Annotated in this window: 20 protein-coding genes; 8 read left to right on the top strand and 12 right to left on the bottom strand. The window is 61.7% G+C overall.

The features are described 5' to 3' along the window. The 6 genes from LCL94_RS05090 to moaA form a co-directional block, all read right to left on the bottom strand. Complete coding sequence (locus LCL94_RS05090) at positions 1-1,923, bottom strand: DUF3604 domain-containing protein (protein WP_224831262.1); 1,923 nt, start codon at positions 1,921-1,923, stop codon at positions 1-3. A gap of 50 nt (positions 1,924-1,973) precedes the next feature. Beyond that, on the bottom strand, positions 1,974-2,627 hold the full coding sequence (locus tag LCL94_RS05095; protein WP_224831263.1) for an exopolysaccharide biosynthesis protein: 654 nt from the start codon (positions 2,625-2,627) through the stop codon (positions 1,974-1,976). Between the two features lie 44 nt (positions 2,628-2,671). After that, positions 2,672-3,133 carry a MaoC family dehydratase gene (locus LCL94_RS05100; protein WP_224831264.1) on the bottom strand — a complete coding sequence of 154 codons (462 nt, stop codon included), beginning with the start codon at positions 3,131-3,133 and terminating at the stop codon, positions 2,672-2,674. Beyond that, positions 3,133-4,554 carry an aldehyde dehydrogenase family protein gene (locus tag LCL94_RS05105; protein ID WP_224831265.1) on the bottom strand — a complete coding sequence of 474 codons (1,422 nt, stop codon included), beginning with the start codon at positions 4,552-4,554 and terminating at the stop codon, positions 3,133-3,135. Before LCL94_RS05105 ends, LCL94_RS05100 begins: the two co-directional genes overlap by 1 nt. Before the next feature lie 27 nt (positions 4,555-4,581). Continuing rightward, a complete protein-coding gene (locus LCL94_RS05110; protein ID WP_160608299.1) occupies positions 4,582-5,670 on the bottom strand; it encodes a CaiB/BaiF CoA transferase family protein in 1,089 nt (362 codons plus the stop codon). Between the two features lie 69 nt (positions 5,671-5,739). Beyond that, positions 5,740-6,735, bottom strand: coding sequence for a GTP 3',8-cyclase MoaA (moaA, locus tag LCL94_RS05115; RefSeq protein WP_224831266.1), 996 nt, complete (start codon positions 6,733-6,735; stop codon positions 5,740-5,742). Between the two features lie 80 nt (positions 6,736-6,815). Between moaA and LCL94_RS05120 the strand changes: the two genes are divergently transcribed. Continuing rightward, the gene (locus LCL94_RS05120) at positions 6,816-8,156 is read left to right on the top strand and encodes a phosphotransferase family protein (protein ID WP_224831267.1); all 1,341 of its coding nucleotides are present in this window, start codon (positions 6,816-6,818) and stop codon (positions 8,154-8,156) included. Then, positions 8,156-9,436: an acyl-CoA dehydrogenase family protein gene (locus LCL94_RS05125; RefSeq protein ID WP_224831268.1), complete on the top strand. Its 1,281-nt coding sequence runs from the start codon at positions 8,156-8,158 to the stop codon at positions 9,434-9,436. Before LCL94_RS05120 ends, LCL94_RS05125 begins: the two co-directional genes overlap by 1 nt. On the opposite strand, the gene kbl is transcribed toward LCL94_RS05125, so the two are convergent. Together kbl and tdh are read right to left on the bottom strand one after the other, a co-directional pair. After that, positions 9,433-10,611, bottom strand: a complete 1,179-nt coding sequence (kbl, locus tag LCL94_RS05130; protein WP_224831269.1) for a glycine C-acetyltransferase — start codon at positions 10,609-10,611, stop codon at positions 9,433-9,435. The genes LCL94_RS05125 and kbl overlap by 4 nt on opposite strands. Before the next feature lie 9 nt (positions 10,612-10,620). Further along, entirely contained in the window at positions 10,621-11,646 is a 1,026-nt protein-coding gene (tdh, locus tag LCL94_RS05135) for an L-threonine 3-dehydrogenase (RefSeq protein WP_224831270.1), read from the bottom strand. A gap of 513 nt (positions 11,647-12,159) precedes the next feature. On the opposite strand from tdh, the gene LCL94_RS05140 reads away from it, so the two are divergent. Further along, a complete protein-coding gene (locus tag LCL94_RS05140) occupies positions 12,160-13,377 on the top strand; it encodes a hypothetical protein (protein WP_224831271.1) in 1,218 nt (405 codons plus the stop codon). Positions 13,378-13,388: 11 nt separating this feature from the next. Here the strand turns inward: LCL94_RS05140 and LCL94_RS05145 are convergent, their stop codons facing one another. From LCL94_RS05145 to LCL94_RS05155, 3 genes are all read right to left on the bottom strand, one after another. Beyond that, positions 13,389-13,637, bottom strand: a complete 249-nt coding sequence (locus LCL94_RS05145; protein WP_318245566.1) for an AlpA family transcriptional regulator — start codon at positions 13,635-13,637, stop codon at positions 13,389-13,391. Positions 13,638-14,518: 881 nt separating this feature from the next. Beyond that, positions 14,519-14,740 carry a hypothetical protein gene (locus tag LCL94_RS05150; protein ID WP_224831272.1) on the bottom strand — a complete coding sequence of 74 codons (222 nt, stop codon included), beginning with the start codon at positions 14,738-14,740 and terminating at the stop codon, positions 14,519-14,521. A gap of 310 nt (positions 14,741-15,050) precedes the next feature. Beyond that, positions 15,051-15,449, bottom strand: coding sequence for a single-stranded DNA-binding protein (locus LCL94_RS05155; protein WP_224831273.1), 399 nt, complete (start codon positions 15,447-15,449; stop codon positions 15,051-15,053). A 434-nt stretch (positions 15,450-15,883) separates the two neighbouring features. Between LCL94_RS05155 and LCL94_RS05160 the strand changes: the two genes are divergently transcribed. Next, the gene (locus LCL94_RS05160; protein WP_224832728.1) at positions 15,884-16,072 is read left to right on the top strand and encodes a hypothetical protein; all 189 of its coding nucleotides are present in this window, start codon (positions 15,884-15,886) and stop codon (positions 16,070-16,072) included. A gap of 74 nt (positions 16,073-16,146) precedes the next feature. Here LCL94_RS05160 and LCL94_RS05165 read toward each other — a convergent pair whose 3' ends face one another. Continuing rightward, positions 16,147-16,614 (bottom strand): MarR family winged helix-turn-helix transcriptional regulator, encoded by a 468-nt coding sequence (locus tag LCL94_RS05165; protein WP_224831274.1) that lies wholly within the window; start codon positions 16,612-16,614, stop codon positions 16,147-16,149. Positions 16,615-16,694: 80 nt separating this feature from the next. Here LCL94_RS05165 and LCL94_RS05170 point away from each other — a divergent pair, with 80 nt between their 5' ends. The 4 genes from LCL94_RS05170 to LCL94_RS05185 are packed head-to-tail and all read left to right on the top strand — an operon-like array spanning position 16,695 to position 22,225. Next, on the top strand, positions 16,695-17,582 hold the full coding sequence (locus LCL94_RS05170) for an alpha/beta fold hydrolase (RefSeq protein WP_224831275.1): 888 nt from the start codon (positions 16,695-16,697) through the stop codon (positions 17,580-17,582). Further along, positions 17,579-17,992 (top strand): PaaI family thioesterase, encoded by a 414-nt coding sequence (locus LCL94_RS05175; RefSeq protein ID WP_224831276.1) that lies wholly within the window; start codon positions 17,579-17,581, stop codon positions 17,990-17,992. The genes LCL94_RS05170 and LCL94_RS05175 overlap by 4 nt, the downstream gene beginning before the upstream one ends. After that, entirely contained in the window at positions 17,986-19,098 is a 1,113-nt protein-coding gene (locus LCL94_RS05180; RefSeq protein WP_224831277.1) for an efflux RND transporter periplasmic adaptor subunit, read from the top strand. The genes LCL94_RS05175 and LCL94_RS05180 overlap by 7 nt, the downstream gene beginning before the upstream one ends. Before the next feature lies 1 nt (position 19,099). Next, entirely contained in the window at positions 19,100-22,225 is a 3,126-nt protein-coding gene (locus LCL94_RS05185) for an efflux RND transporter permease subunit (protein WP_224831278.1), read from the top strand. Positions 22,226-22,347 lie beyond the last annotated feature (122 nt).

The following is a 22,347-nucleotide window of genomic DNA, read 5'->3' on the forward strand; positions in this document are numbered from 1 at the left end:
TCATTTCATGATCGGCGGGGCATCGCCGGGCGTCTTTCGGGGCCGGAGCCATACGGGCGAAGAGTAGGCACGCTCCTGCGTTACGCTCGCTTCCACCACTTCCGAGGGCAGCTTCAGCCCGAAGCGCTTGGCATCAAAAAGCACCCAGTTCGGCGTCGGGATCTCGAGCACGCGGACATAATAGAAGGCCCGCTGACCCGCACGGTAGTCAGGGTCGGACCAGGTGGCCCGCAATTCCGCCGCACCGATGGAGTTGGCATAGCTCGCCTGTGCACGGTCAACCGTATCGCCGACCGGCGGCAAGGCATCGGCACTGGCTCCTTCACGGCCGCTCCAGGCGATATTGTATACCTTCTCGCGCTGGGTCCCGTCGGCATCGAGCCAGCCCTTCACGATCTGGACCCGGTCAAGATTTGCACCGTCCGGATCCTTGAGCGCGCTCACGAGGAACACGGGCGCCTTGCCCGCATCGACAAGATCGCCGCCCATGGGCACGCCGCGTGTGTAGCCGGAGCGGACCCAGTCTCCTTCCCAGTCGCTCTCGCTGAAATCGAAGCCGGCAAAGAGCCGCACGACCATGCGCGAGCCCGTGGTCGCATAGACTTCGCGCCGCATGAAGGCGTCGAAGATTTCCGCCCGCGTGTTGCCGCGCGCCCAAGCGGCTGCGTAGCCGCTGGCGAGGTAGTGCCAGCCGAAACGCCCCTGCCGTGTGCCGAGGTTCTGCGGCAGCATGGCCCGATCGCTCTTGGGTTCGTTGCCCGTGTGCTTGCCGAAGAAATTGTCCTCGTCGGCAGTTGCGAGCGCCGTGTGACTGTCGGTCGAACCGATCAGACCGAAAGCGTAAGGATTGGCGCCCATCCGTTGCTCCAGCGTCAACCCGCGCAACAGGGCCGAACGCACGTAGCTTCCCGCGAACATGTCCGGCGTCGTCTTGGCCGTCAGCGGCAAGTTGCCAAGGTCCCATCCGGCATCTCCGAAACCGGCGAATTCGTCGTTCGGCGACAGGAAGGAATGGGTCTCGCTATCGCCCTTGATCTGGGTCACCTCGACGACCGGTTCGCGGGCCGCGCGGCGCCGTGCATAGTCCGCGCTCATCGGGCCGCCATCAGGGCCAATCAGTTCGAACATCATGCCGTTCGACAGGTTCGAATTATGCGGGATGGCGAGGACCTTGCCCGCGGTCTTCTCCTCGTAGGCTTCCATGTAGTCCCACAGGCCGGTGACGTCGCCGTCGAGCCCGGGATAGGGCACGACCTCGCCGGTCTTCGCGCTACCGTCGCGGAACATGACGACGCGGTGCAGATTGTTGCCGCCCGGCATAAGCGTCCATTCGAAGCCCGCAAAGGCTGTGAACGTGCCCGGGTCGTTGTACCGGTCGAGCAGCGCAAGGTGCCGGTCCCACAGGTCGCGTGTCGCCTTTGCCTGCCGTTCCGGATCGCGCAGCGCCTCGGGAATCTCGTCATTTGCAGCTGCCGTGATGAGTTCTGCCACGGCCCGGGTCGACTGCTCCGGGCTCTCGTGCATCATGTCGCGCCAGCGCCGCAGCGTGGGGTCGCGCACCATCATGCGCGGTGCGTCATAAAGGCGGCGGGTTGCGCCCATTGCGTCCGAGTGGTCGGCAATGACGAGGAAATCGAGCGGCCGGTCGAGCCTCGCCGCCGTGCCGGTGGTAGCGATCACCTCCTCGCCGCGCGCGAATTTCAGCGCGTCTTCCGCGCCCAGCCTGACGCCGAAACCGAAGGCATCGACCGACACGTCCGTATGCAAATGGGTGTCGCCCCAATAGGGCCGGTCGGGGAACTCGGCGAGTTCGATAGTGTTCGTCCCGTCCCCGCTCTTCGCCTCGTCTGCACCGCCCGCACCGGGCATGCCGCAGGATGCGAGCAGGACGGGTGCAGCAAGCAACCCGAAGCGTTTGATCATCCCAAATTCCCCTCTCCGCCGGCGAATGTGCCGGAGCGCAGGGGATCAGGTCAAGCAGGTATGCTGTTTGAAACCCATTCGAGCCGCGCCATGCCCCCGTCACCACCCTCTTCCGAAGTGGAATAATAGTAGGTGCCGCCGCCCAGTGCAGCGACGGCGAGCAGCATGGACAGCAGCATGATGGCCCCGTCGCGGACGGTCAGCGCGAGCCCGATGGCGGCAATCGCCAGCATAGGTCCACTGCTGGCAAAGGGCAGGAATTCGAGCGGCGGTACGGTCAGGCAGAGCAGGATCACGACCGCAGCCGCAATCCGCACCCAGATACCCTTGGTCAGTGCCTCGAGCCGGCCGTGGCTGTGTTCGTCGAGCCAGTGGGCAATACCGCGCAACTTGCCGATGCCCTTGTGCAGCTTGCGGCTTTCGACCGCGCGGTCCTGCAGCCATTGCGGCATCCAGATGTGGTCCTTGCCGAACAGCAGTTGTACCGCGACCAGGCCGATCACCACGGCAAGAAACGTCGGCACGCCGGGAATACCGCCGACCGGCGTTATCTCGAGCAGCGCGGGCAGCATGATGAACGGCCCGAAGCTGCGCCCGCCGAAATCGTCGAGCACATCGCCGATACGCACCTTCTCGCCCTTGGCGGCAAGGTCGTCGAGTTCGCCCAGTACGTCCTCGACGCCTTCGGGTTCGTGATCGCTCATGCGCCTCTCCTCAAGCGGTCAGAACGCACGAACTGCCAAAAAGGCTACGCGGCGCCGGCAGGTGCCTTCTTCAGCAGCGCCGAACGCTCGCACCGGCAAACCACCTCGCCCCGCTGGTTCACCGCCTCGTGGAGGAAGGTCACGATGCCGGTGTCGGGCCGTGACTTGCTTTCGCGCAGGTCCACGACCTCGCTCGTCGCATGGAGCGTGTCCCCGATGAAGACCGGCTTGGGCATGACCAGCTTGTCGTAACCGAGGTTCGCCACCAGCGTGCCGAGGGTCGTGTCGCCCACCGAGAGGCCCACCATCAGCGAGAAGGTATAGGTCCCGTTGACGAGGATCTGCCCAAACTCGCTTGCCTTCGCTGCTTCCACGTCGAGGTGGAGCGGCTGCGGATTGTGGGTCATCACGGTGAAGAAGAGGTTGTCCGCTTCGGTCACCGTGCGCCGGATCTCGTGGGTCAGCTTGTCGCCGACCTGCCATTCATCGAAATATCGGCCCGCCATTACGCGTCGAACCCCATGACGGCCTTGACCTCGAGGAAGTCGTGGAAGCCCCACTCGCCCCATTCACGGCCATTGCCCGACTTCTTGTAGCCGCCGAAAGCTGCATTCATGTCGTAACCGCCGTTGATCGCCACGCGGCCTGCGCGAATGCGCTTGGCGAGGTTTTTCGCGGTCTCGATATCCTCGCCCATGATGTGGCTGGCGAGCCCGTATTCGGTATCGTTCGAGATGCGGATCGCATCGTCGTAATCCTCGTAGCCGAGGATGCAGAGCACCGGCCCGAAGATTTCCTCGCGCGCGATGGTCATGTCGTTGGTGACATCGGCAAAGACGGTCGGCTTGACGTAATGGCCGGTCTCCAGCCCCTCGGGCTTGCCCGGACCGCCGGCGACCAGCGTCGCGCCTTCCTCGATGCCCTTTTCGATGAGGCCCTGGATCTTGTCCCACTGGGCCTTGGAAACGACCGGACCGATGGTGGCATTGCCCTTGGGATCGCCGGGGATGACACCCTCGGCAGCCTCCCTCGCGGCGACCTTGGCTTCTTCCATGCGCTTGTGCGGCACGAGCATGCGGCTAGGCGCGGTGCAGGTCTGACCCGAATTGCCCATCATCGCGGTGGTGCCGCGCATGACCGACTTAGTGAAGGCGCTGTCGTCGAGGATGATGTTCGGGCTCTTCCCGCCCAGTTCCTGCGCCACGCGTTTGACCGTGTCGGCCGCATTCTTGGCGATCAGCACGCCTGCACGGGTCGAGCCGGTAAAGCTGACCATGTCGATGTCGGGATGGCCCGAAATCGCCTCGCCGACACCCGGCCCGTCGCCGTTGACGAGGTTGAAGACACCCGCCGGCACGCCTGCCGCATCGAGGATTTCGGCAAAGATATAGGCGTCGAACGGCGCGATCTCGCTGGGCTTGAGCACCATGGTGCAGCCCGTCGCCAGTGCCGGGAAGACCTTGCAGGCGATCTGGTTCAGCGGCCAGTTCCACGGAGTGATCATGCCGACCACGCCGATCGGCTCCCACACGTGCAGCGTCGGGCCGTCCTGCCGTTCGAACTCGAACTTCTCGAGCACCTCGATGGCGGTCTGGCAGTGCCCTGCGAGCAGGCCGGTGTGCGGACCGTTCGCAAGGCTCATCGGCGCGCCCATTTCCTCGCTCACGGCGAGCGCGAGATCGTCCTTGCGATTGGCGATCTCGGCCTGGATCGCGCGCAGCAGCCGGAGGCGTTCCTCCTTGCTCGTCTGGCTGAAGGTCTCGAACGCACGGCGCGCGGCCTTGACCGCCTTGTCGACGTCGGCAGCGCTGCCGAAACTGATGTGACCGATGGTCTCTTCGGTGGCGGGATTTTCGACCGGCTGGGTGTTGGCGGTGACCGGGTCGACCCACTGGCCGTCGATGTAGAACTTGGTGCAATCGCGCATGGAAAATCTCTCCTTATGCGCGCTCCACTAGCCCCCTTCGCTCCAGCGCGCCACCACCTCTTCGCCGTCCTGCGCACTGTCGCGGATCGTGCCCGGCGTGCGGTCGAAGCGCGGGGCGGGCGCGGTGTGCCAGCGCCCGCCATGTTCGACGAAAGCGCCGCGCGCCTTCATGTGCGGATGGTCCTTCGCCTCGTCCAGCGGGACGACAGGAGCGAAGCAGGCATCGGTGCCTTCGAGCAGGACGATCCATTCGGCCTGCGTCTTGGTCTTGAACATGGCCGCGAGGCGATCGGTGTAGTCGTCCCAATTGGCTGGGTTCATCTGGCCTTCGCGCAATTCCTCGGGTGCATCGGCACGCTGGAGCAGCTCGGCATAGAACTGCGGTTCGATCGCCCCGACGCTGACTTCCTTGCCGTCGGCACATTCGTAGCAGCGATAGAAATGCGCCGCCCCGCCAAGCAGGCCCGCGCCGCGTTCCGTCGTGCGCAGGGCGCTGTGCGGCTGGCCGAAGAAGAAGCTCATCAGGCTGGTCACGCCGTCGACGATTGCGGCGTCGACGACCTGCCCCTTGCCGCTGCGCTCGCGCTCGTAGAGCGCGGCGAGGATGCCCATGGCGCAGTACATCGAACCGCCGCCGAAATCGCCGACGAGGTTCTGCGGCGGGATCGGCAATTCGCCCTTCGCGCCGATGGAATCGAGCGCGCCGGTGATCGCGATATAGTTGAGGTCGTGCCCGGCGGCCTGCGCCAGAGGCCCGTCCTGTCCCCAGCCGGTCATGCGGGCATAGACGAGCCGCGGGTTGGTCTCGAGCAGGACATCGGGACCCAGCCCCAGCCGCTCCATCACGCCGGGGCGGAAGCCTTCGATAAGCACGTCGGCATGGGCCAGTGCCGCACGGACGAATTTCTGCCCTTCCTCGCTCTTGAGATCGACCGCCGCGCGGTGGCGGGCACGTTCGACGACAGGGTTCATGGGCTGGTGGCCGGGCCGTTCGATCCGCACGACTTCCGCGCCCAGGTCGGCAAGCATCATCGCCACGTGGGGTCCGGGTCCGATGCCCTGGAATTCGACGACCCTGAGGCCGGTAAGCGGTCCGTTGGCGGCGTGTTCGCCCATGATTCTCTCCTCGTTTCCGGCTGGGAAACAAGGCGAAACGGTTCGCAATTGCAACGCTTTTCGATGCGGTCAGCCGCCGGTGACGCTCATGTGCCTGTGCGTGGCAGGTTCGGGACGGGCGATATCGAACTGGTGACGCTGCGGCTTTCCCAGCAGCAAGAGGTCGAGCGCATCGTCGAGCGCGCCTGCTCCCGCCGACCGCATGATATCGCGCAATTCGACCTTCTGGTCATGGCCGAGGCAACCGTAGACAGTCCCGGTGGCCGCGATGCGGATGCGATTGCACCCCGCGCAGAAATTGTCGCTCAGCGGGGTGATGAACCCGATTTTCCGGCCGGTTTCGGCCACATCGACATAGCGCGAGGGGCCGCCCGTCCGGTGGAACGAAGGGGTCAGCGTCAGCTCTCTCTCCAGCAGCTCGCGCGCTTCGGAGAGCGGCAGGTAGGTGTCGCCGCGCTCCCCCTCGACATGGCCCAGCGGCATCGTCTCGATCAGCGAGAGGTCGCAGCCGCGCGCGCCGCACCAGCGTGCCATGGTGACGATCTCGCCATCGTTGACACCGCGCAGGGCGACCATGTTGATCTTCACCGCCATTCCCGCAGCAAGTGCGGCATCGATGCCTGCGACCACTTTCGCAACGTCGCCGCCGCGGGTGATGCGCGCGAAAGTATCGGGATCGAGCGTGTCGAGGCTAACATTGATGCGGGCGATCCCGGCAGCGCGCAATTCCCGCGCCATCGCAGGCAGGCGCGTCCCGTTGGTCGTCAGCGTCAGTTCCTCGAGGCCGCTGTCGAGCAAGCGCCCCAGCATCCGCGCCAGGTCCGTGAACCCCTTTCGGACCAGCGGTTCGCCACCGGTCAGCCTGATGCGTTTCACGCCGCGCGCGACGAGATGCGCGGCAAGCTGCGAGATTTCCTCCAGCGTCAGCAGATCGCGGCGCGGGAGAAACTCCATCTCTTCGGCCATACAATAGGTGCAACGAAGGTTGCAGCGGTCCGTGACCGACAACCGGACGTAATCGATCCGGCGCCCGAAGCTGTCGACCATGGAAGGGGCTGCGCTCATGCCGGCAAGGATAAGGCCAGTTCGCGGGAAGTCGAGGCGGGACTTGAGAGGGACCCCGCCTTGATGCACAAGCCGGGGTGATGGGAGATTCTTCGATAGAGCTGGCTGAAGGGCTGGCCCGCGCGATCGCTCGCGCCGGGCTTCCCCGCCCCGGCACACCAGAACGCCTTACAGGCGGCGCGACGATGGAAAGCTGGCGCTTCTCGGCCGGAGGCGAGGATTTCGTCCTGCGCCGTGCACCCAGCCTCGAATTCATGAAGGACCGCCCCTTCGGCCATGCGACCGAAGCGGCCGTGATCGAGGCTGCCCGCGGTGCCGGGGTTACCGCACCCGAAGTGGTTTGCGTGCTGGAAGAGGCCGACGGCATCGGCAGCGGTTTCGTCATGCGCGCGCTTCCCGGAACGCCCGACCCGCGCGCCATCCAGGCGATGGAAGGGCAGGACGCGCTGCTGGCCGAATGCGCTTCGCAGCTTGCCCGGATCCATTCGCTGGGCGCAAGCGACCTGCCTGCCGATGTCCCGGTGATGGATTACCGCGAGGCGATCGCCCGCCTGCGCGACCAGTTCGAGGAAGCGGGCGCGGACCGCCCGGTGATCGCGCTGGGCCTGCGCTGGCTGGAGGACAATTGCCCCGATCCGGTCGAGCCCGTGCTCAATCACGGTGATTTCCGGCTCGGCAATCTGCTGGCCAAGGATGGCAGGCTGACCGGCGTGCTCGACTGGGAGCTCGCCCACCTCGGCGACTGGCACGAGGATCTCGCCTTCGGCTGCATGGCGGTCTGGCGCTTTGCCCGATACGACCGCCCTGGCCTCGGCCTCGGCAGCATGGAGCATTACCTCGATGCCTACGAGGCAAGCGGCGGGCGGCAGGTGGACCGTGCCCGGTACCGCTTCTGGACGATCTACCGCACCGTCTGGTGGGCCATCGGCTGCCTGCGCATGGCCTCCTACTGGCGCAGCGGCGAGGACCGGATGCTCGAACGCACCGTCATCTCGCGCCGGACCAGCGAGCAGGAGGTCGACCTGCTCCTGCTGCTCGAACAGGACGCGCCGGAGGAAGAACGCGCCCGCCCGATCGCACTGCCCGAATTGGCAGAGGAAACCGGCGAGGCGAGCGACGGCGAAATCGCCACAGCGATCTCCGAATGGCTCGGCACGATCAAGGACCGGATGGAAGGGCATGACCGGTTCCAGCTGGCCGTAGCCCGCAATGCATTGGGCATGATCGCGCGCAGCCAGGCATCCCGCATCAGGAACGACGACCCGGCACTTTCCGGCGCCTTGCTGGACGGCGAGGTCGATTTGTCCTCGCCGGGGCTGCTGGCCGAACTGAAAAGCGCCGCGCTTGCCAAGTTGGCCGCCGACGTGCCCAAATATCCCGCGCTGGCGGTTGCCCGCAAACTCTGGACCGGAGCAGATTGATGGACTTCACGATCCCGCAGGACCTCGAGGACTATTACGCCGAACTCGTCGCCTTAATCGAAGCCGAGATCGAGCCGCTGGTCGCGAAGGACGACAACATCCGCTTCTTCGACCACCGCCGCGAATATGCGCGGACCAATTTCGAGGAAGGCGGACTGCCGCGCCACGAATGGGAAGACCTGTTGCGGCAGGCGCGCAAGGTGGCCGACGAGGCCGGGCACTGGCGCTTTTCCGCGCCGAAGAAATACGGCGGCAAGGACGGGTCGAACCTGTGGATGGCGGTCATCCGCGACCGTTTCGCCCAGCGCGGCCTTGGCCTGCACAACGACCTCCAGAACGAACATTCGATCGTCGGCAATTTCCCCTTCGTCGCCATGTTTGAGACTTTCGGCACCGAAGAACAGAAGCAGGAATTCATCCTCGGCGGTTTCGAAGGCACGCGCCGCGTCGCCTTCGGCCTGACCGAACCGCATCACGGCTCCGACGCCACCCACATGGAAACCCGCGCGGTCCGCGAAACGCGTGACGGGGTAGCAGGCTGGCGGATCGACGGCGAGAAGATGTGGATCACCGGCATGCATGTCGCCACCCACTGCGCGCTCTTCGCCCGCACCGACGGCGAGGACGGCTCGGCCCGCGGCATTACCTGCTTCCTCGTCCCCAACCCGACGGAGGGGCTGGAGATCGAAGAGTGGCTGTGGACCTTCAACATGCCCACCGACCACCCGCGCCTGTCATTGAACAATGTCTGGGTGCCCGACAGCGCGATCCTGGGGCAGGAAGGCCGCGGCCTCGCGCTGGCGCAGAGCTTCGTGCACCAGAACCGCATCCGCCAGGCCGCCTCCTCGCTCGGCGCGGCACAGTATTGCGTCGAGGAGAGCGTGAAATACGCCCGCGAACGCAAGCCCTTCGGCGAGGAACTGGCGCGCAACCAGGCAATCCAGTTCCCGCTGGTCGAACTGGCGACCCAATGCGAAATGCTCCGCCTGCTGATCTACAAGACCGCGTGGGAGATGGACAACATGCCCCACGAGGAGATCGAGCGGACCATCTCCGACAAGGTGTCCATGTGCAATTACTGGGCGAACCGCCTCGTGTGCCAGGCTGCCGACCGCGCTATGCAGGTGCACGGCGGGATCGGCTATTCACGGCACAAGCCCTTCGAGCACATCTATCGCCACCACCGCCGCTACCGCATCACGGAAGGCGCGGAGGAGATCCAGATGCGGAAGGTCGCCGCCTACCTGTTCGGCTATCTCGGGCCGAGGCGTAAGGGCTAGAGCCGCTCCTTGACCCGCGCGAAGGCGGCCAGCGTCTCGTCGACGTCCGCTTCGCTCAGGGCAGAGGACATCTGCGTGCGGATGCGCGCCTTGCCCTTGGGCACCACGGGGTAGGAGAAGGCGGTCACGTAGACGCCCTCGACCATGGCTTCGGCCGCGAAACGCTGCGCGATCTCGGCATCGTAGAACATGATCGGGATGATCGGGTGTTCGCCCGGGATAAGGTCGAAGCCGAGCTTTTCAAGCCCTTCACGGAAGCGGGCCGTATTGCGGCGCAGCCGTTCGAGCGCCGCACCTTCGCGGACCAGTTCCATCGCCTTGAGGCTGCCGGCAACGACCGGCGGGGCCACGGTGTTGGAAAACAGGTAGGGGCGCGAGCGCTGGCGCAGCAGGGCGACGATTTCCTTCTTCGCGGAAGTGTAGCCGCCGCTCGCCCCGCCCAGCGCCTTGCCGAGCGTGCCGGTGGTGATGTCCACCCGGTCCATGCAGCCGCGATATTCATGCGTGCCGCGGCCGGTTTCGCCGAGGAAGCCGGTGGCGTGGCAATCGTCGAAATGGACCAGCGCGCCGTATTTTTCAGCGAGGTCGCAGATCTTGTCGAGCTGGGCGATGTGCCCGTCCATCGAGAACACGCCGTCGGTGGTGATCAGCTTGAAGCGCGCTCCGGCCTCGTCGGCAGCCTTCAGCTGCGCTTCGAAGTCGGCCATGTCGTTGTTCTTGTAACGATAGCGCATGGCCTTCGACAGGCGGATGCCGTCGATGATGCTGGCATGGTTCAGCTCGTCCGAAATGACTGCGTCTTCCGGGCCGAGCAGGGTTTCGAACAGGCCGCCATTGGCATCGAAGCAGGAGGGGTAAAGAATCGTGTCCTCCATCCCGAGAAAGTCGGACAGTTCCGCTTCCAGTTGCTTGTGGATGTCCTGCGTGCCGCAGATGAACCGCACCGAGGCCATGCCGAAGCCGCGCTCGTCGAGGCCTTCGCGCGCGGCCGCCATGATCTCGGGATTGTTGGCGAGGCCGAGGTAGTTGTTGGCGCACAGGTTGATCAGCTCGCGCCCGTTCACTTCCACCCGCGCAGACTGCTGCGAGGCGATGAACCGCTCGTTCTTGGTCAGGTTCTGCGCTTCGATGGAATCGAGTTCGGCCTGCAGATGGGCCTGGAATTCACCGTACATGTCGCGTTCCTATTCCCAGTTCAGCACGACCTTGCAGGCTTCGCCCGAAAGCATCGCCTCGAAGCCCTGCTCGAAATCGTCCGCCGGCAGGCGGTGGGTGATGATGGGCGAGAGGTCGAGCCCGCTCTGCACGAAGACCTGCATCTTGTACCAGGTCTCGAAAATCTCGCGGCCGTAGACGCCCTTCAGCGTCAGCATGTTGAAGATGACCTTGTGCCAGTCGATCCGCACGTCGCCGGCGGGCAGGCCGAGGATGGCGATCTTGCCGCCATGCGCCATGTTGTCGACCATGGAGGCAAAGCCCGGCTCGCTGCCCGACATCTCGAGGCCCACGTCGAAGCCTTCGGTCATGCCGAGTTCGGCCTGCACGTCTTCCAGTTTCTCGCGGGTCACGTTGACAGTGCGCGTTGCGCCCATGCGCTTGGCAAGGGCCAGGCGCTCGTCGTTGAGGTCGGTCACGACCACATGGCGCGCGCCTGCGTGGCGGCAGACCGCCGCGGCCATGATGCCAATCGGGCCGGCGCCGACGACAAGCACGTCCTCGCCCAGCACGTCGAACTGCAGCGCGGTGTGGACGGCATTGCCATAGGGGTCGAACAGCGAGGCGACGTCGAGGTCGATCTTGGGATCGTGGACCCAGACATTGGCCGCCGGAAGCGAGAGATATTCGGCAAAGGCACCCGGGCGGTTCACGCCGATGCCCTGCGCATGGGCGCACATGTGGCGGCGCCCCGCCATGCAGTTGCGGCAGCGGCCGCAGACCACGTGACCTTCGCCCGACACGATCTGGCCGACCTGGAAGTCACCGGCATTGTCGCCGACATCGACGATCTCGCCGACGAATTCATGGCCGACGATCATGGGCACCGGAATGGTCTTCTGCGCCCATTCGTCCCATTTCCAGATATGCATGTCGGTGCCGCAGATGGCAGTGCGGCGCACTTTGATGAGGACGTCGTTGATGCCCATCTCGGGCTTCGGGCTGTCCTGCATCCACAGGCCGGGTTCGGCCTTGGCCTTGACCAGTGACTTCATCGAATTCTCTCTCCTGGCACAGCCGCGTCAGGAATCGCTCGCGACCGGCTGCGAGCCCTCTAGGCCCGCTGCGCGGTGCAACGCAAACCCAACCCGACCCCGGATTGGAAACGAACATTCCGTCCGCATTTCTTGAATTTTTCGAAAAGTAGTGGTGCCAGAAGAGGCATCACATTCAGCCTCTTTTTCCGTTCATTTTCCGATGTTTATGCAGTTCAGAAAATCACGAGGCCCGCACAAAGGCCCGATTTTCCATTTAAGCTATTGGTTCGATGCCTTTTGAGGACTCGAAACTCAAATTCGCGCTTTCTGCTAGAGCCTTCGATTCGTCAGTGTAGCGAGCATATCGGGCGGTTCCAAGAATGCCCTTGGCCGCATCGAGATCTGAGCCGACCTGTCCGGTCTTATCCCGCAAAACCGGAAAAACGGAAAATGCGGGATAAATCGCTGCGCTTCAGAGCGGTCAAGGACGCCAGAGGGGCGATAAGCGACGAAATCAATTGAGGGAAACTGATGAGCCTGAGCTTCACCCGCCGCGAGATTTACGACCTCGTCTGGTCGACACCCATGATCCACCTCGCGAAGGAACTCGGTGTCTCCGATGTCGCGCTCCACAAAATCTGCCGAAAGCACGACATCCCAAACCCTCCGCTCGGCTGGTGGGCCAGGAAGGCCGCGGGAAAGGCCGTTGAGCAGATCCCCTTACCTGAGATTGAGAGCGACCGGCCCGCCGCGATCTTCATTCGCAATGCGCCCGCAGCAGACTGGAAGACACAGGCGATCGAGGTGGCCGAGCGAAAGGCCAAGTCTGCGCCGCAATCGTCGGCAGCAATACCGAAACGGGGCAGCGTCATCGTGCGGAACACGCTAGCTGCCTTGCGACGCGGAGAGGCGAATGAGCAGGGACTGATCTGCATTCGCGAGGCCGGGCTGGTGCCCTGCAGCATAGCGAAGCAATCGATAGGCCGCGTCGCTGAATTCCTGCCCAGACTTGAGATGGCGGCAGAGGTCCAGGGGTTCACACTCACGGCGGACGAGAAACCCATTCGTTTTTCAGACGGAGCGCAGACGGTCCAATTTGAAATCACGGAAGGTTACACACGCGAGAAACACGAGCTCACCCGCAAAGAGAAAGCTGAACGGGCCGCCTGGGAGAAGCGGAGTGAGAGGCGGGGTTGGCGCTATGTGCATGGCGATAGTCACCCCATCTTCGCTGACTGGGACTACCATCCGACCGGTCGACTTTCGATCTCCTTCGAGCCCGTCTGGTATTATCGTCAGCCCACACCGCGCCGCTCTTTCAACGACGGCAAGCGCCAGCGCCTTGAAGACCTCGCGGACAAGATTGCGATCGGAATCGCGGTCGTCGCCGCTGCCAAGGCCGAGCGGAAACGGAAGGATGATGAGCAGGCGAGGCTGTACAAAGAGCAGCGCCAGCGCCGGGAAAGGGAAGCAAGACTCAAGTATATCGAGGAGCGCCGGTCCGATGAACTCGCCCTACTTCTCGACACCCAGTCACGCCTCCAGAAACTGGAAACGCTGCTGGCGTTGGCGCACGCCCAACCGGGAGAAACGATCAATAGCCGTGTCCAAGAGTTCCGACGTTGGTTGCGGGGGCAGGTCGATGAAACCCGCGCGCTGCTGACACCAGCTGGCCTCGAAGGACGCTTCTCCGAACTGAACCTGTTTGGCCCCGATGATGATCGGGATTTCCGGCCGACAAGCCTGTAGGTTCCGCTCTCCTATCTGCAGCGTTCCGTTAGCCAGCGGTCGATCTCCTGCTCTACCCAGGCAACGGTATGTCCACCGAGCTTGACCGCCTTTGGGAACTTCCCCTCACCCATCCAGCGGTAAATTGTGGACCTTCCCAAACCGGTACGATGGATGACTTCCTTCAACCGAATGACGCGCGCGATCCTCTGTTTCGAGGTCAGATCGCCGTCGCCCTCGGCTAAGAATGGCATGGCCAATTGCCTCACGTCATTCGCCATGTTCGCCTCCCTCTGGACAGGGAGAGACAAGGCCAAGACGGACTAGTCGATCATGATATGCTGCGATCGTTCGCTCACGCAGATGAGCCTTGGGATAGTATGTGAGTAGCGCATCCAGAGCGACCGTCATCAAAAGGTTCTGGCACACCGGATCGGTGGCAGGTGTGCGGCTGCCAGCTCCGGTTTTGCGCGACCATTTATCATGGATGCGGTCGCCAAACACACCGCTAATGCTGACCTCGCGCTCACGCGTGTTGGCCATTATCCGGTTATCGACCTGTGCGGTAACGCAGGTCTGTAGGCAGTGACTTTTATTCATAATTCCAAGTTCCTTGTTTGCAGGAACCTGGCCCACCCTTCGAAAGGCAAGTGCCACTCTAGGCCGGGGGTGGGGTTGTAGGAAAACGAAAAGATTCTGTTCTTTGTCAGTCGCTTGAGGCGAAGTGGACCAGTTCGGCACACTCACAAGAACGCTGTGCCGCAACCGGTCCAGAAGTTGCGAACACCGATTTCTCGCGTAAATCCATCTGGTTATAGAGCGGCACCGCTGCGTACGGTGTGCACGAAGTCGTTCCCCATATGTGCATGGTATGATCCCCCACCACCCAGACTGTCCAATGGCGACAAAGGCACTGGTTTCACGCGGGTTTCCTAGCCCAAACCGGGCTTGAGGGGAAGAGGTCGGAGAGGGGATTTGTTCTCATTGAACGTCAGTTTGGTAACAAATAGCCATTTCTGAAAGCCAAACTGCGCATGACTTCCCTCGACCAATACCGCCCCGAAAAGAGTACTGTCCTGCCCAACTCTGCGGGCATCGAACGTATGTTTGCGAACATGAAAAAAGAGCAGGACCGTTACCCGCCCCTGCCCTGCTCATGCGGTCAGAACTCGTCTGACATTGCCCCCTGCACCGTATGGACGACGCGCGCTGCAAGGTGTGCCGGAAGTGCGTGGTAGTCGCCCTCATCCAGCGCGAAGTATCCCAGTTCGCGATCCTCTATGATGTGCTGATCGAAGAAGCTGTGCAGCGCCCGACGCGCTGCCGCAGCCAGTGCAGCAAAGTAGGAATCCGAAGTCGAAGTAGATTGAAATTGCGTAGCCATAATATCCTCCTGATGACTGCCGTTGACGGCAGGAGCAAAACGGATGGGCGTGCGACCGGCGGGTCAGGGATCGCCCTGTAGGGCGACCGCGAAGCGGCGGTAGGGGAAACGATTTTGTCGGACTGCAGCGAAGCGAAGGGGAGGCAAAATGGTGGGACCCTGCCGTCCTTGACGCGGCGGTTGCGCGCCCATCAGAATGGGACAACCGTGAGCCAGGACCCCTCCCCCGTCATAGGGTTTGGACCATGCAGAGAGGGGCGCTGTCCGGTCCGGACAGCGCCCCTCTGATGGGGATCGATGATGATGGATATCAGTCGATCTCGGGAGCGTCCTTGTTGTCGTTTTCGTCGCTCGAGCCGTTGCCGCGTGAGAGGAAGTCGACCTTGTCGGCGAGGATCTCGGTGCCGTAGCGGGTGACCCCGTCCTTGTCCTCCCACTGGGTGTAGTGGATGCGGCCCTGGAAGCTGACCAGCTGGCCCTTGGTGCAGTACTGGCCGACGGTCTTGGCGAGGCCGTTGAAGCAGGTCACCCGGTGGAACTCGCTTTCCTTGGCAGTGTAGCCGTTCTCGTCTTTGTAGGTCTTGCCATCCTTGTCGCGTGCGGGGCGATCGGTGACGACGGTGATCCCGGTGACATTGGTGCCGCCCTTCGTCTCGCGGGATTCCGGATCGCGGGCGATGCGGCCAGTGAGGATTGCGATATTGGTCATGGTTGTATTCCTTCAGTTCCTCAAACCGGAGACCATCTCCGGCTTGCGAACATCTGAAAGAAGCAGGGCATGGGAGGACTGCACCTCAGGCCTGAAAGGCCGAAGGGAAACCTGTTCATGACGGGTGGTGCGGGCAGGCGCGCGAAGCGCGACAACACGGCCGTCAAAGGAACGGGTTGCGGCTCCTCAGCTGACCTGATTCAGGACTGTTCGCGAAGAAAGCCGGATGGGTATCGGGTGCGGGTCTGAAGGGTGGCGTGATCAAGTATCGGACTCAATCGGATGCCTCCGTGCCGCAATCCAAGACGTAGTCATTCAATATCTTAGGTCCTGAAAGCAGACATTTTCCGAGGCCATTCCGGCCAAGGAGAATGACCATAACTTACTCAGAATCTAATCCAGAGGTACGAAACTGCGTCCCTTGGAATTTTGGCGTGAAGATCGGACCCAAGCGCACCTTCAATCAAAAGCAGGTTTTGGCGATCCCCTTTCTCTTTGATCACGAAGCACGCATACGAGCGATCCAAATTCTGCTTCGCCGCCCCAAGATCAAAAACACGGTGCGATACCTTGGCGTCGATATAGAAGTCGCTCTCAAGCTGGCTGAAAAGACCGAAAGCTGACAGGAGTTGGGCGTTGGCCTAGACTTTGCCAGCGTCCGCCTCTGGAGATGAAAGCAGACTTCGCTTTGATCTTATCATTCGACTGCCAAATTGGCCTGCATAGCGTTAATCACCTCTTGCAGGGTGCGAATGTCACGGGCCGGAATGCCCTTGAGTAACTGGTCATAGACCGCATCAGCCTCCTTCCGTAATTGAGGCAGAAGATCGATCGCAGCTGGGAGCAAATGAATTTTCCAAACGCGTCGATCATCTTTGGCGCTGCGCCTTTCGACGAGGCCAAGGTCTTCGAGCTTATCGATCGCTTGACCCACGCCCGCGCGTTCAAGTTCCAGCTTTCTGGCGAGTTCGGTCTGCGTCAGACCAGGGGTCCGATAAAGATAGGCAAGCGCTCGCCACTGTGTGCGGGTGAGACCGAACTGCTCTACCGAAGCGTCAAACGTTTTTCGCAGGCGTCTCGTCACCTCTTCCATCAAAAACACGACACGATCCGTATCGTTCAGGAAGCTCGCTGCCGCTGCGTCGGCATCTTGTTCGATCTGCATTGACATGCCTTCCCTTATCAAAACCCGAGTCTAATTAAACCTATTTACTGTAAAGTGGATTACAATATACTGGCACACGTATGAAATGCGATCAAATCACGATAGAAGGAGCTGGAGGGCTAAAGCTCGCTGCAGAGATGCTCGGTGATGGGAAAGCCATGCCAGTCCTACTCGCTCACGGCGGGGGCCAGACTCGGCGAGCATGGAAGCGTGTCACGCACGACCTGGCCGAAGTCGGCTTCTGCGTTATCGCGATTGACATGCGCGGCCATGGTGAAAGCGCATGGTCTGCCGACGGTGCCTACGAACTAGCAGATTTCGCCTCAGACCTCGTTGCGATTGCAGCATGTTTGGATAGCAAGCCAGCAGTGGTCGGTGCCTCGCTGGGCGGGCTCGCCGGGATGATCGCAGAAGGTGAGCTTGCTCCCGGAAGTTTCGCTTCCTTGACCTTGGTCGATATTGCCCCTCGCATGGAGCAGAGCGGCGTAATGCGCGTGGTCGGCTTCATGGACCAGCACGTCGAGACTGGCTTTGCGTCACCCCAGGAAGCGGCCGATGTGATTGCACACTATATGCCACACCGGCGCAAGCGGAGCGCAGGAGGAAATCTGCGTCATTATCTACGCAAATCAGACGATGGACGCTTCTACTGGCATTGGGACCCGCGCTTCATCCGCAATATTATGGGATCGAACCGGCTCGATCCTGAGCGGCACGAACAGCAGTTCGAGAAGCTGAGCCAGGCCGCTGCCAAGCTAAAGCTTCCGCTGCACCTCATTCGCGGGCGGTCGAGCGATCTCGTTTCTGAAGAGGCGGTTGCCCATCTGCGTGGACTGGTGCCGCATGCCGAATACACCGACATTGCGGACGCGACACATATGGTCGTCGGAGATTTGAACGATGTATTTTCCGCAACAATCCTAAAGTTCCTCAAGCGCCACCATCAGAGCACGGAGGCCGGATCGTGAACGACGCGACATCAATGATCGATCGAGATCGACTGGAACACATGCTCGCTATTGCGCCGTTTCATCAATGGCTCGGCTTAACTGTCAAACACTTTGAGCCGGGGAAACTCCAACTCGAAATGCCGTGGCGTGATGAGATCGTTTCCAATCCGGTGATCGGCTCCGCTCATGGCGGCGTGCTCGCTTCTTTGATCGATCTTAGTGGCCTTTATGTGCTGCTTGCTATGGGGCACAAGGCCAAGGCGACCGTAGATCTGAGGGTGGACTATCACCGCCCTGCGACGCAGGGTCCCCTTCTCGCCAGCGCAACGGTGGTCAAGATCGGGCGGCAGATCTCGGTTGCGGACACCCAAATTACGGGACCCGACGACAAGTTGGTCGCCAGCGGCAGGGGTGCCTATGCATGCTGAGAAGGTTCTCTCTTTTCTTTCTAGTCGTTCTACCGATCGCCCTGCAGGCGTGCTCAACCGAAAAACCTGACGCTGACGCAGCCCAGGCGAACCAAGAAGGTCCGCGAACGGTCCAAACGATCAGCGTCAGCTCTGAGCCGGTCGCCGAGCCGGTGAAAGCTTTCGGCACGATCGCTGCAAAACAAAGCAGTGCCATCGGAGCTCTGGTAGAAGGCCCGGTGGAACGGATATTCGTGAAAGTCGGAGACCGTGTCTCACGAGGAGACCCGCTTTTCCGCGTGCGGCAAGCCGACTATCGGCGTCGCGTAGTCGAGGCCCAGGCGGCTGTCGATCTAGCCAATGCGCAGGCCATCGAGGCCGAACGACGCTACGAACGGGTCATGGCTCTGGCGCCCAAAGGTTTCGTGTCGAAGGCGCATGTCGATGCCGTCGAGACCGAGCTGGCGGTTGCGCGGGCTCAACGGTCGCAGGCGCAAGCTGCGCTAGGCACCGCAAGGCAGGCATTGGAGGATACGATTACGCGCGCGCCTTACGATGGCGTCGTTACCGCCCGTTTGGTGGACGAAGGGGTCTATCTCAATAACCGATTCTCGATGGGTGGGCAGTCTGCTGCGCTTCAGCTTCAGGAACTCGGCATCGTAGCTGCCATCGTCAACGCGCCCCAGGAGCACGTCGACGCATTTCGTCGCAACATGCCTGCACGCGTCTTTATCGAGGGCTTTGATGAGCCCTTCGATAGCACCGTCTATATCATCAACGATCGTGTCGATCCGCAAACACGAATGGTCGAGCTGCGTCTGCCTATTGCCAATCCGGACTACAGAATTAGCTCCGGTCTGGGCGTACGGGCCGAGATTTCGGTGCCACCCTCCCTTGCCATTGTTCTGCCAAGAACGGCTGTCGTGGGGGACAGCGCCACTGCCAATGTGTTCGTGGTTGAAGATGGCAAAGTCCGGCGTCGCGACGTCACATTCGAGAGCATCGATCTAGACCGCGTTCTTATCCGTTCTGGACTGAGTGATGGCGAGCAGGTTGTTCTCGATCCGCCCGCCACTCTGCGTGACGGCGAAACAGTGACCGTGCAATCACAAACACGCCGAGACTAGCATGTGGCTTGCTGACGTATCGATCCGCAGGCCGGTCTTTGCTGCTATGCTCATCGCATCGCTGGTTGTCCTGGGTATCGTCTCGTTCAACCGGCTTGGAGTGGACCTCTTTCCTGAAGTCGAATTTCCATATGTTTCGGTCACGACCGCACTGCCCGGCGCTTCCCCTGGAACGGTCGAGACCGAGGTCACCGACATCATTGAGGAGCAGCTCAATACGATCGCCGGGCTTCGCCAAATGCGTTCGATCAGTGCTGAAGGCGTCAGCATCGTCAATCTCGAGTTCGAGCTTGAAGAGGATGCCGATCTCAAGGCGCAAGAGGTGCGGGACAAAATGTCCCGATTGGGTGCCGACCTGCCTGTGGATGCCGAACCCCCGGTGATCGAAAAGGTGGATCCGGATGCAGCTCCGATCCTCTCGATCCTGCTCTCTGGCGACATGCCGATTAGCGAACTTACGGCGTTTGCCGACGAGGTGGTGAAGGAGCGGCTACAGCGCGTACCGGGCGTCGGCTCGGTCGAGTTGGTGGGGGGGCGCGAGCGAGAAATGCGCATCTGGCTCGACCCATCCGCAATGCGCGCCCGCGGTGTGACGGCCGATGACGTCCTGGCCGCCCTACAGCGCGAAAACGCCGAATTACCCGGCGGGCAGTTGGTGACAGACGGTCGGACCCGCCAGTTCGGTATCCGCACAATGGCTGAAGCAGCTACGGCGTCGGAGTTCACCGCCATTCCCATCGTCTATCGGCCAAATGGCCAGACGGTGCGCATCGGAGATGTTGGGCGGGTAGAAGATTCGATCGAGGACGAGACGACTTATGCCCAGCTGGACGGTGTTCCAGGCGTAGTGCTCGAAGTGCGCAAGCAAAGCGGTGAAAACACGGTCGCGGTCGCTGAGCAAATCCGGGCAGAGATAGAAGCTGTTCAGGCATCAGCGCCTGAGGGCCTAAACTTCGTTATCTCACGGGATACATCGCGTTTTATCGAACAGGCGATCGGTGACGTCCTATTTGATCTCTTCATCGCCGTGCTGCTCGTCGTCGCTGTGACCTTTCTATTCCTGCTGAGCTGGCGAGCGACAATTATCGTGCTGCTCGCCATACCGACCTCGATCGTCGCGACGTTTGCCGCCTTCGCTGCATTCGACTTCACCATTAACATGGTTACCTTGCTTGCCCTGACGGTCGCTATTGGGTTGCTGGTCGATGATGCCATTGTCGTGGTTGAGGCTGTCCAGAACGACGTCGACGAAGGGGCCGACAGGACCGAAGCTGCCCATGCTGCGACCAAGCGCGTTGCGCTCGCCGTATTGGCTGGAACCTTCGCTACATTGGCGGTCTTTGTTCCGATTGCCTTCATGGAGGGGATCGTTGGCCGGTTCTTCTTTCAGTATGGTCTCGCGATCGTCTTCTCGGTGAGCGTATCAATGCTGGTTGCATTCACCCTTACACCTGCGCTGTCCGCCCGGCTGCTTCGACCGGAGCAACCCGAGGACGGGTGGCTTTCTCGCGTTGAACGATTTCATGTTGGCATGCGCGAACGTTATGTCGGGCTGGTGGCTTGGGCCATACGGCGTCGATATCTTGTTCTTGGAGGGGCGCTGGCCAGCGTCTTCGTGGGCGGGTTCTTTGCAGCGCTCGTTCCCAGCACCTTCATGTCGACGACGGACCGTTCAGAATTTCTGGCCACTGTGGAACTTGAGCTCGGAACGGGCATCGCCGGGGCCAAGGATGCCGCTCAGCGTGTCGATGCAGCCTTGCGGACAAATCCCGAAGTCGAACTTGTGTTCATAAGCGCAGGAGGCGGGACCAACCCGAAGATCAACGAATTGGACGTCTATGTTGGCCTGACACCGAAACGATCGCGAGAGGATTCTCAAGACGATGTAATGTCATTCGCGCGCGAAGTTCTCGCCGAAAGTGACGCTCAGGTCCAAGACTCCTCGGTCTCTGAGGTGCCCTGGGTATCGGGGGCCGGTGTCGGACAAACCGCCATCGAGCTGATCGTCACCGGGTCAGATACGAATGCGATCAACGAATACGCTCAATGGCTTGAGGGCGAATTGGCAGCGCGTCCGGATTTTGTCGACGTTCGCACAACCTACCAAGGGGGACGCCCCGAGCTACAGGTTAAGCTCGACCGTGATCGCGCAGCCGACCTCGGCATTACGGCACAGAGCTTGGCAGCATCGAGCCGAACGCTAATTGGCGGAAGTGAGGCGGGCACTTTCGAGTCCGATGGCAGGCGATATGATGTCCGCGTACGGCTCGACGAGGGTTCAAGACAAAGTCTCGCCGATATAGAGACGCTTCCGCTCAGGACAGGGCAAGGGACACTTGTGGACCTTGCGGCGATCGCTGAAGTTGACGTCGCATTCAGCGCCGCCGAGATCGAGCGTATCAATCGCTCAAGACAGGTTTCTGTCCTCGCGGATACTGCGCCCGGTGTCGCACTTAGTGTGGCGGTGGCCGAGGTTGAAGAGCTGATCGCGGCGAACCCACCCCCGACCGAGCTTTCAACCCAAATGGAGGGGACCGCACGCCGTCTGGCAGAGACCGGAGAGGCAATTGCGTTCGCCTTTCTACTCGCAATCGTCGCGCTCTATATTGTGCTCGCGAGCCAATTCAACAGCTTTGGCCAGCCGATCATCATCATGTTGACCGCGCCCCTGTCTTTCTCCGGTGCCTACTTCCTGATGTGGGCGGCGGGGCAGGAAATGAGCCTGTTTGCCCAGATCGGACTTATCGCCCTGATGGGGATCGTCATGAAAAACGGCATCCTGCTTGTTGATTTGGCCAACCAGTATCGTGAGGCGGGGATGGACGCGGCTAGCGCCATGCGCAAAGCAGCGCCGGAGCGACTGCGACCGGTCTTGATGACAGCGCTCGCGGCTGTTTTTGGGATGATGCCGGTCGCGCTCGCGCAATCCGACGCAGCCGAATGGCGTAACGCAATGGGCTACATCATCATCGGTGGTCTGACGACATCCACGCTCCTCACCTTGTTGGTAATCCCGGCTGCGTATTCAGCAACGTCTGACATTCGCCGCGCGCGCCAGAGTTTTGCTAATATGATCGCAAACCTACGATCCAGAAAGGTGGCAACCAGTCCTGAAGTGCAGGAATAGGCGCGGGAGCGTCTGTTCGCAGCTTTCGGGGGCTTACGTCAAAGGCTGAGCCAAGACGAAGCGTTTCTCAATCGCGCATCAGAGCCCATACTGGGTCGCAAGGGGAATGACTTCTCTTGATA

Source organism: Qipengyuania gaetbuli, from assembly GCF_020171365.1.
Lineage (GTDB): Bacteria > Pseudomonadota > Alphaproteobacteria > Sphingomonadales > Sphingomonadaceae > Qipengyuania > Qipengyuania gaetbuli_B.

What these genes read in the sequence shown, in the direction of transcription:
- LCL94_RS05090 (WP_224831262.1), bottom strand. Translation starts at nt 1,923, where the DNA reads ATGATCAAACGCTTCGGGTTGCTTGCTGCACCCGTCCTGCTCGCATCC.
- LCL94_RS05095 (WP_224831263.1), bottom strand. Translation starts at nt 2,627, where the DNA reads ATGAGCGATCACGAACCCGAAGGCGTCGAGGACGTACTGGGCGAACTC.
- LCL94_RS05100 (WP_224831264.1), bottom strand. Translation starts at nt 3,133, where the DNA reads ATGGCGGGCCGATATTTCGATGAATGGCAGGTCGGCGACAAGCTGACC.
- LCL94_RS05105 (WP_224831265.1), bottom strand. Translation starts at nt 4,554, where the DNA reads ATGCGCGATTGCACCAAGTTCTACATCGACGGCCAGTGGGTCGACCCG.
- LCL94_RS05110 (WP_160608299.1), bottom strand. Translation starts at nt 5,670, where the DNA reads ATGGGCGAACACGCCGCCAACGGACCGCTTACCGGCCTCAGGGTCGTC.
- moaA (WP_224831266.1), bottom strand. Translation starts at nt 6,735, where the DNA reads ATGAGCGCAGCCCCTTCCATGGTCGACAGCTTCGGGCGCCGGATCGAT.
- LCL94_RS05120 (WP_224831267.1), top strand. Translation starts at nt 6,816, where the DNA reads ATGGGAGATTCTTCGATAGAGCTGGCTGAAGGGCTGGCCCGCGCGATC.
- LCL94_RS05125 (WP_224831268.1), top strand. Translation starts at nt 8,156, where the DNA reads ATGGACTTCACGATCCCGCAGGACCTCGAGGACTATTACGCCGAACTC.
- kbl (WP_224831269.1), bottom strand. Translation starts at nt 10,611, where the DNA reads ATGTACGGTGAATTCCAGGCCCATCTGCAGGCCGAACTCGATTCCATC.
- tdh (WP_224831270.1), bottom strand. Translation starts at nt 11,646, where the DNA reads ATGAAGTCACTGGTCAAGGCCAAGGCCGAACCCGGCCTGTGGATGCAG.
- LCL94_RS05140 (WP_224831271.1), top strand. Translation starts at nt 12,160, where the DNA reads ATGAGCCTGAGCTTCACCCGCCGCGAGATTTACGACCTCGTCTGGTCG.
- LCL94_RS05145 (WP_318245566.1), bottom strand. Translation starts at nt 13,637, where the DNA reads ATGGCGAATGACGTGAGGCAATTGGCCATGCCATTCTTAGCCGAGGGC.
- LCL94_RS05150 (WP_224831272.1), bottom strand. Translation starts at nt 14,740, where the DNA reads ATGGCTACGCAATTTCAATCTACTTCGACTTCGGATTCCTACTTTGCT.
- LCL94_RS05155 (WP_224831273.1), bottom strand. Translation starts at nt 15,449, where the DNA reads ATGACCAATATCGCAATCCTCACTGGCCGCATCGCCCGCGATCCGGAA.
- LCL94_RS05165 (WP_224831274.1), bottom strand. Translation starts at nt 16,614, where the DNA reads ATGCAGATCGAACAAGATGCCGACGCAGCGGCAGCGAGCTTCCTGAAC.
- LCL94_RS05170 (WP_224831275.1), top strand. Translation starts at nt 16,695, where the DNA reads ATGAAATGCGATCAAATCACGATAGAAGGAGCTGGAGGGCTAAAGCTC.
- LCL94_RS05180 (WP_224831277.1), top strand. Translation starts at nt 17,986, where the DNA reads ATGCTGAGAAGGTTCTCTCTTTTCTTTCTAGTCGTTCTACCGATCGCC.
- LCL94_RS05185 (WP_224831278.1), top strand. Translation starts at nt 19,100, where the DNA reads ATGTGGCTTGCTGACGTATCGATCCGCAGGCCGGTCTTTGCTGCTATG.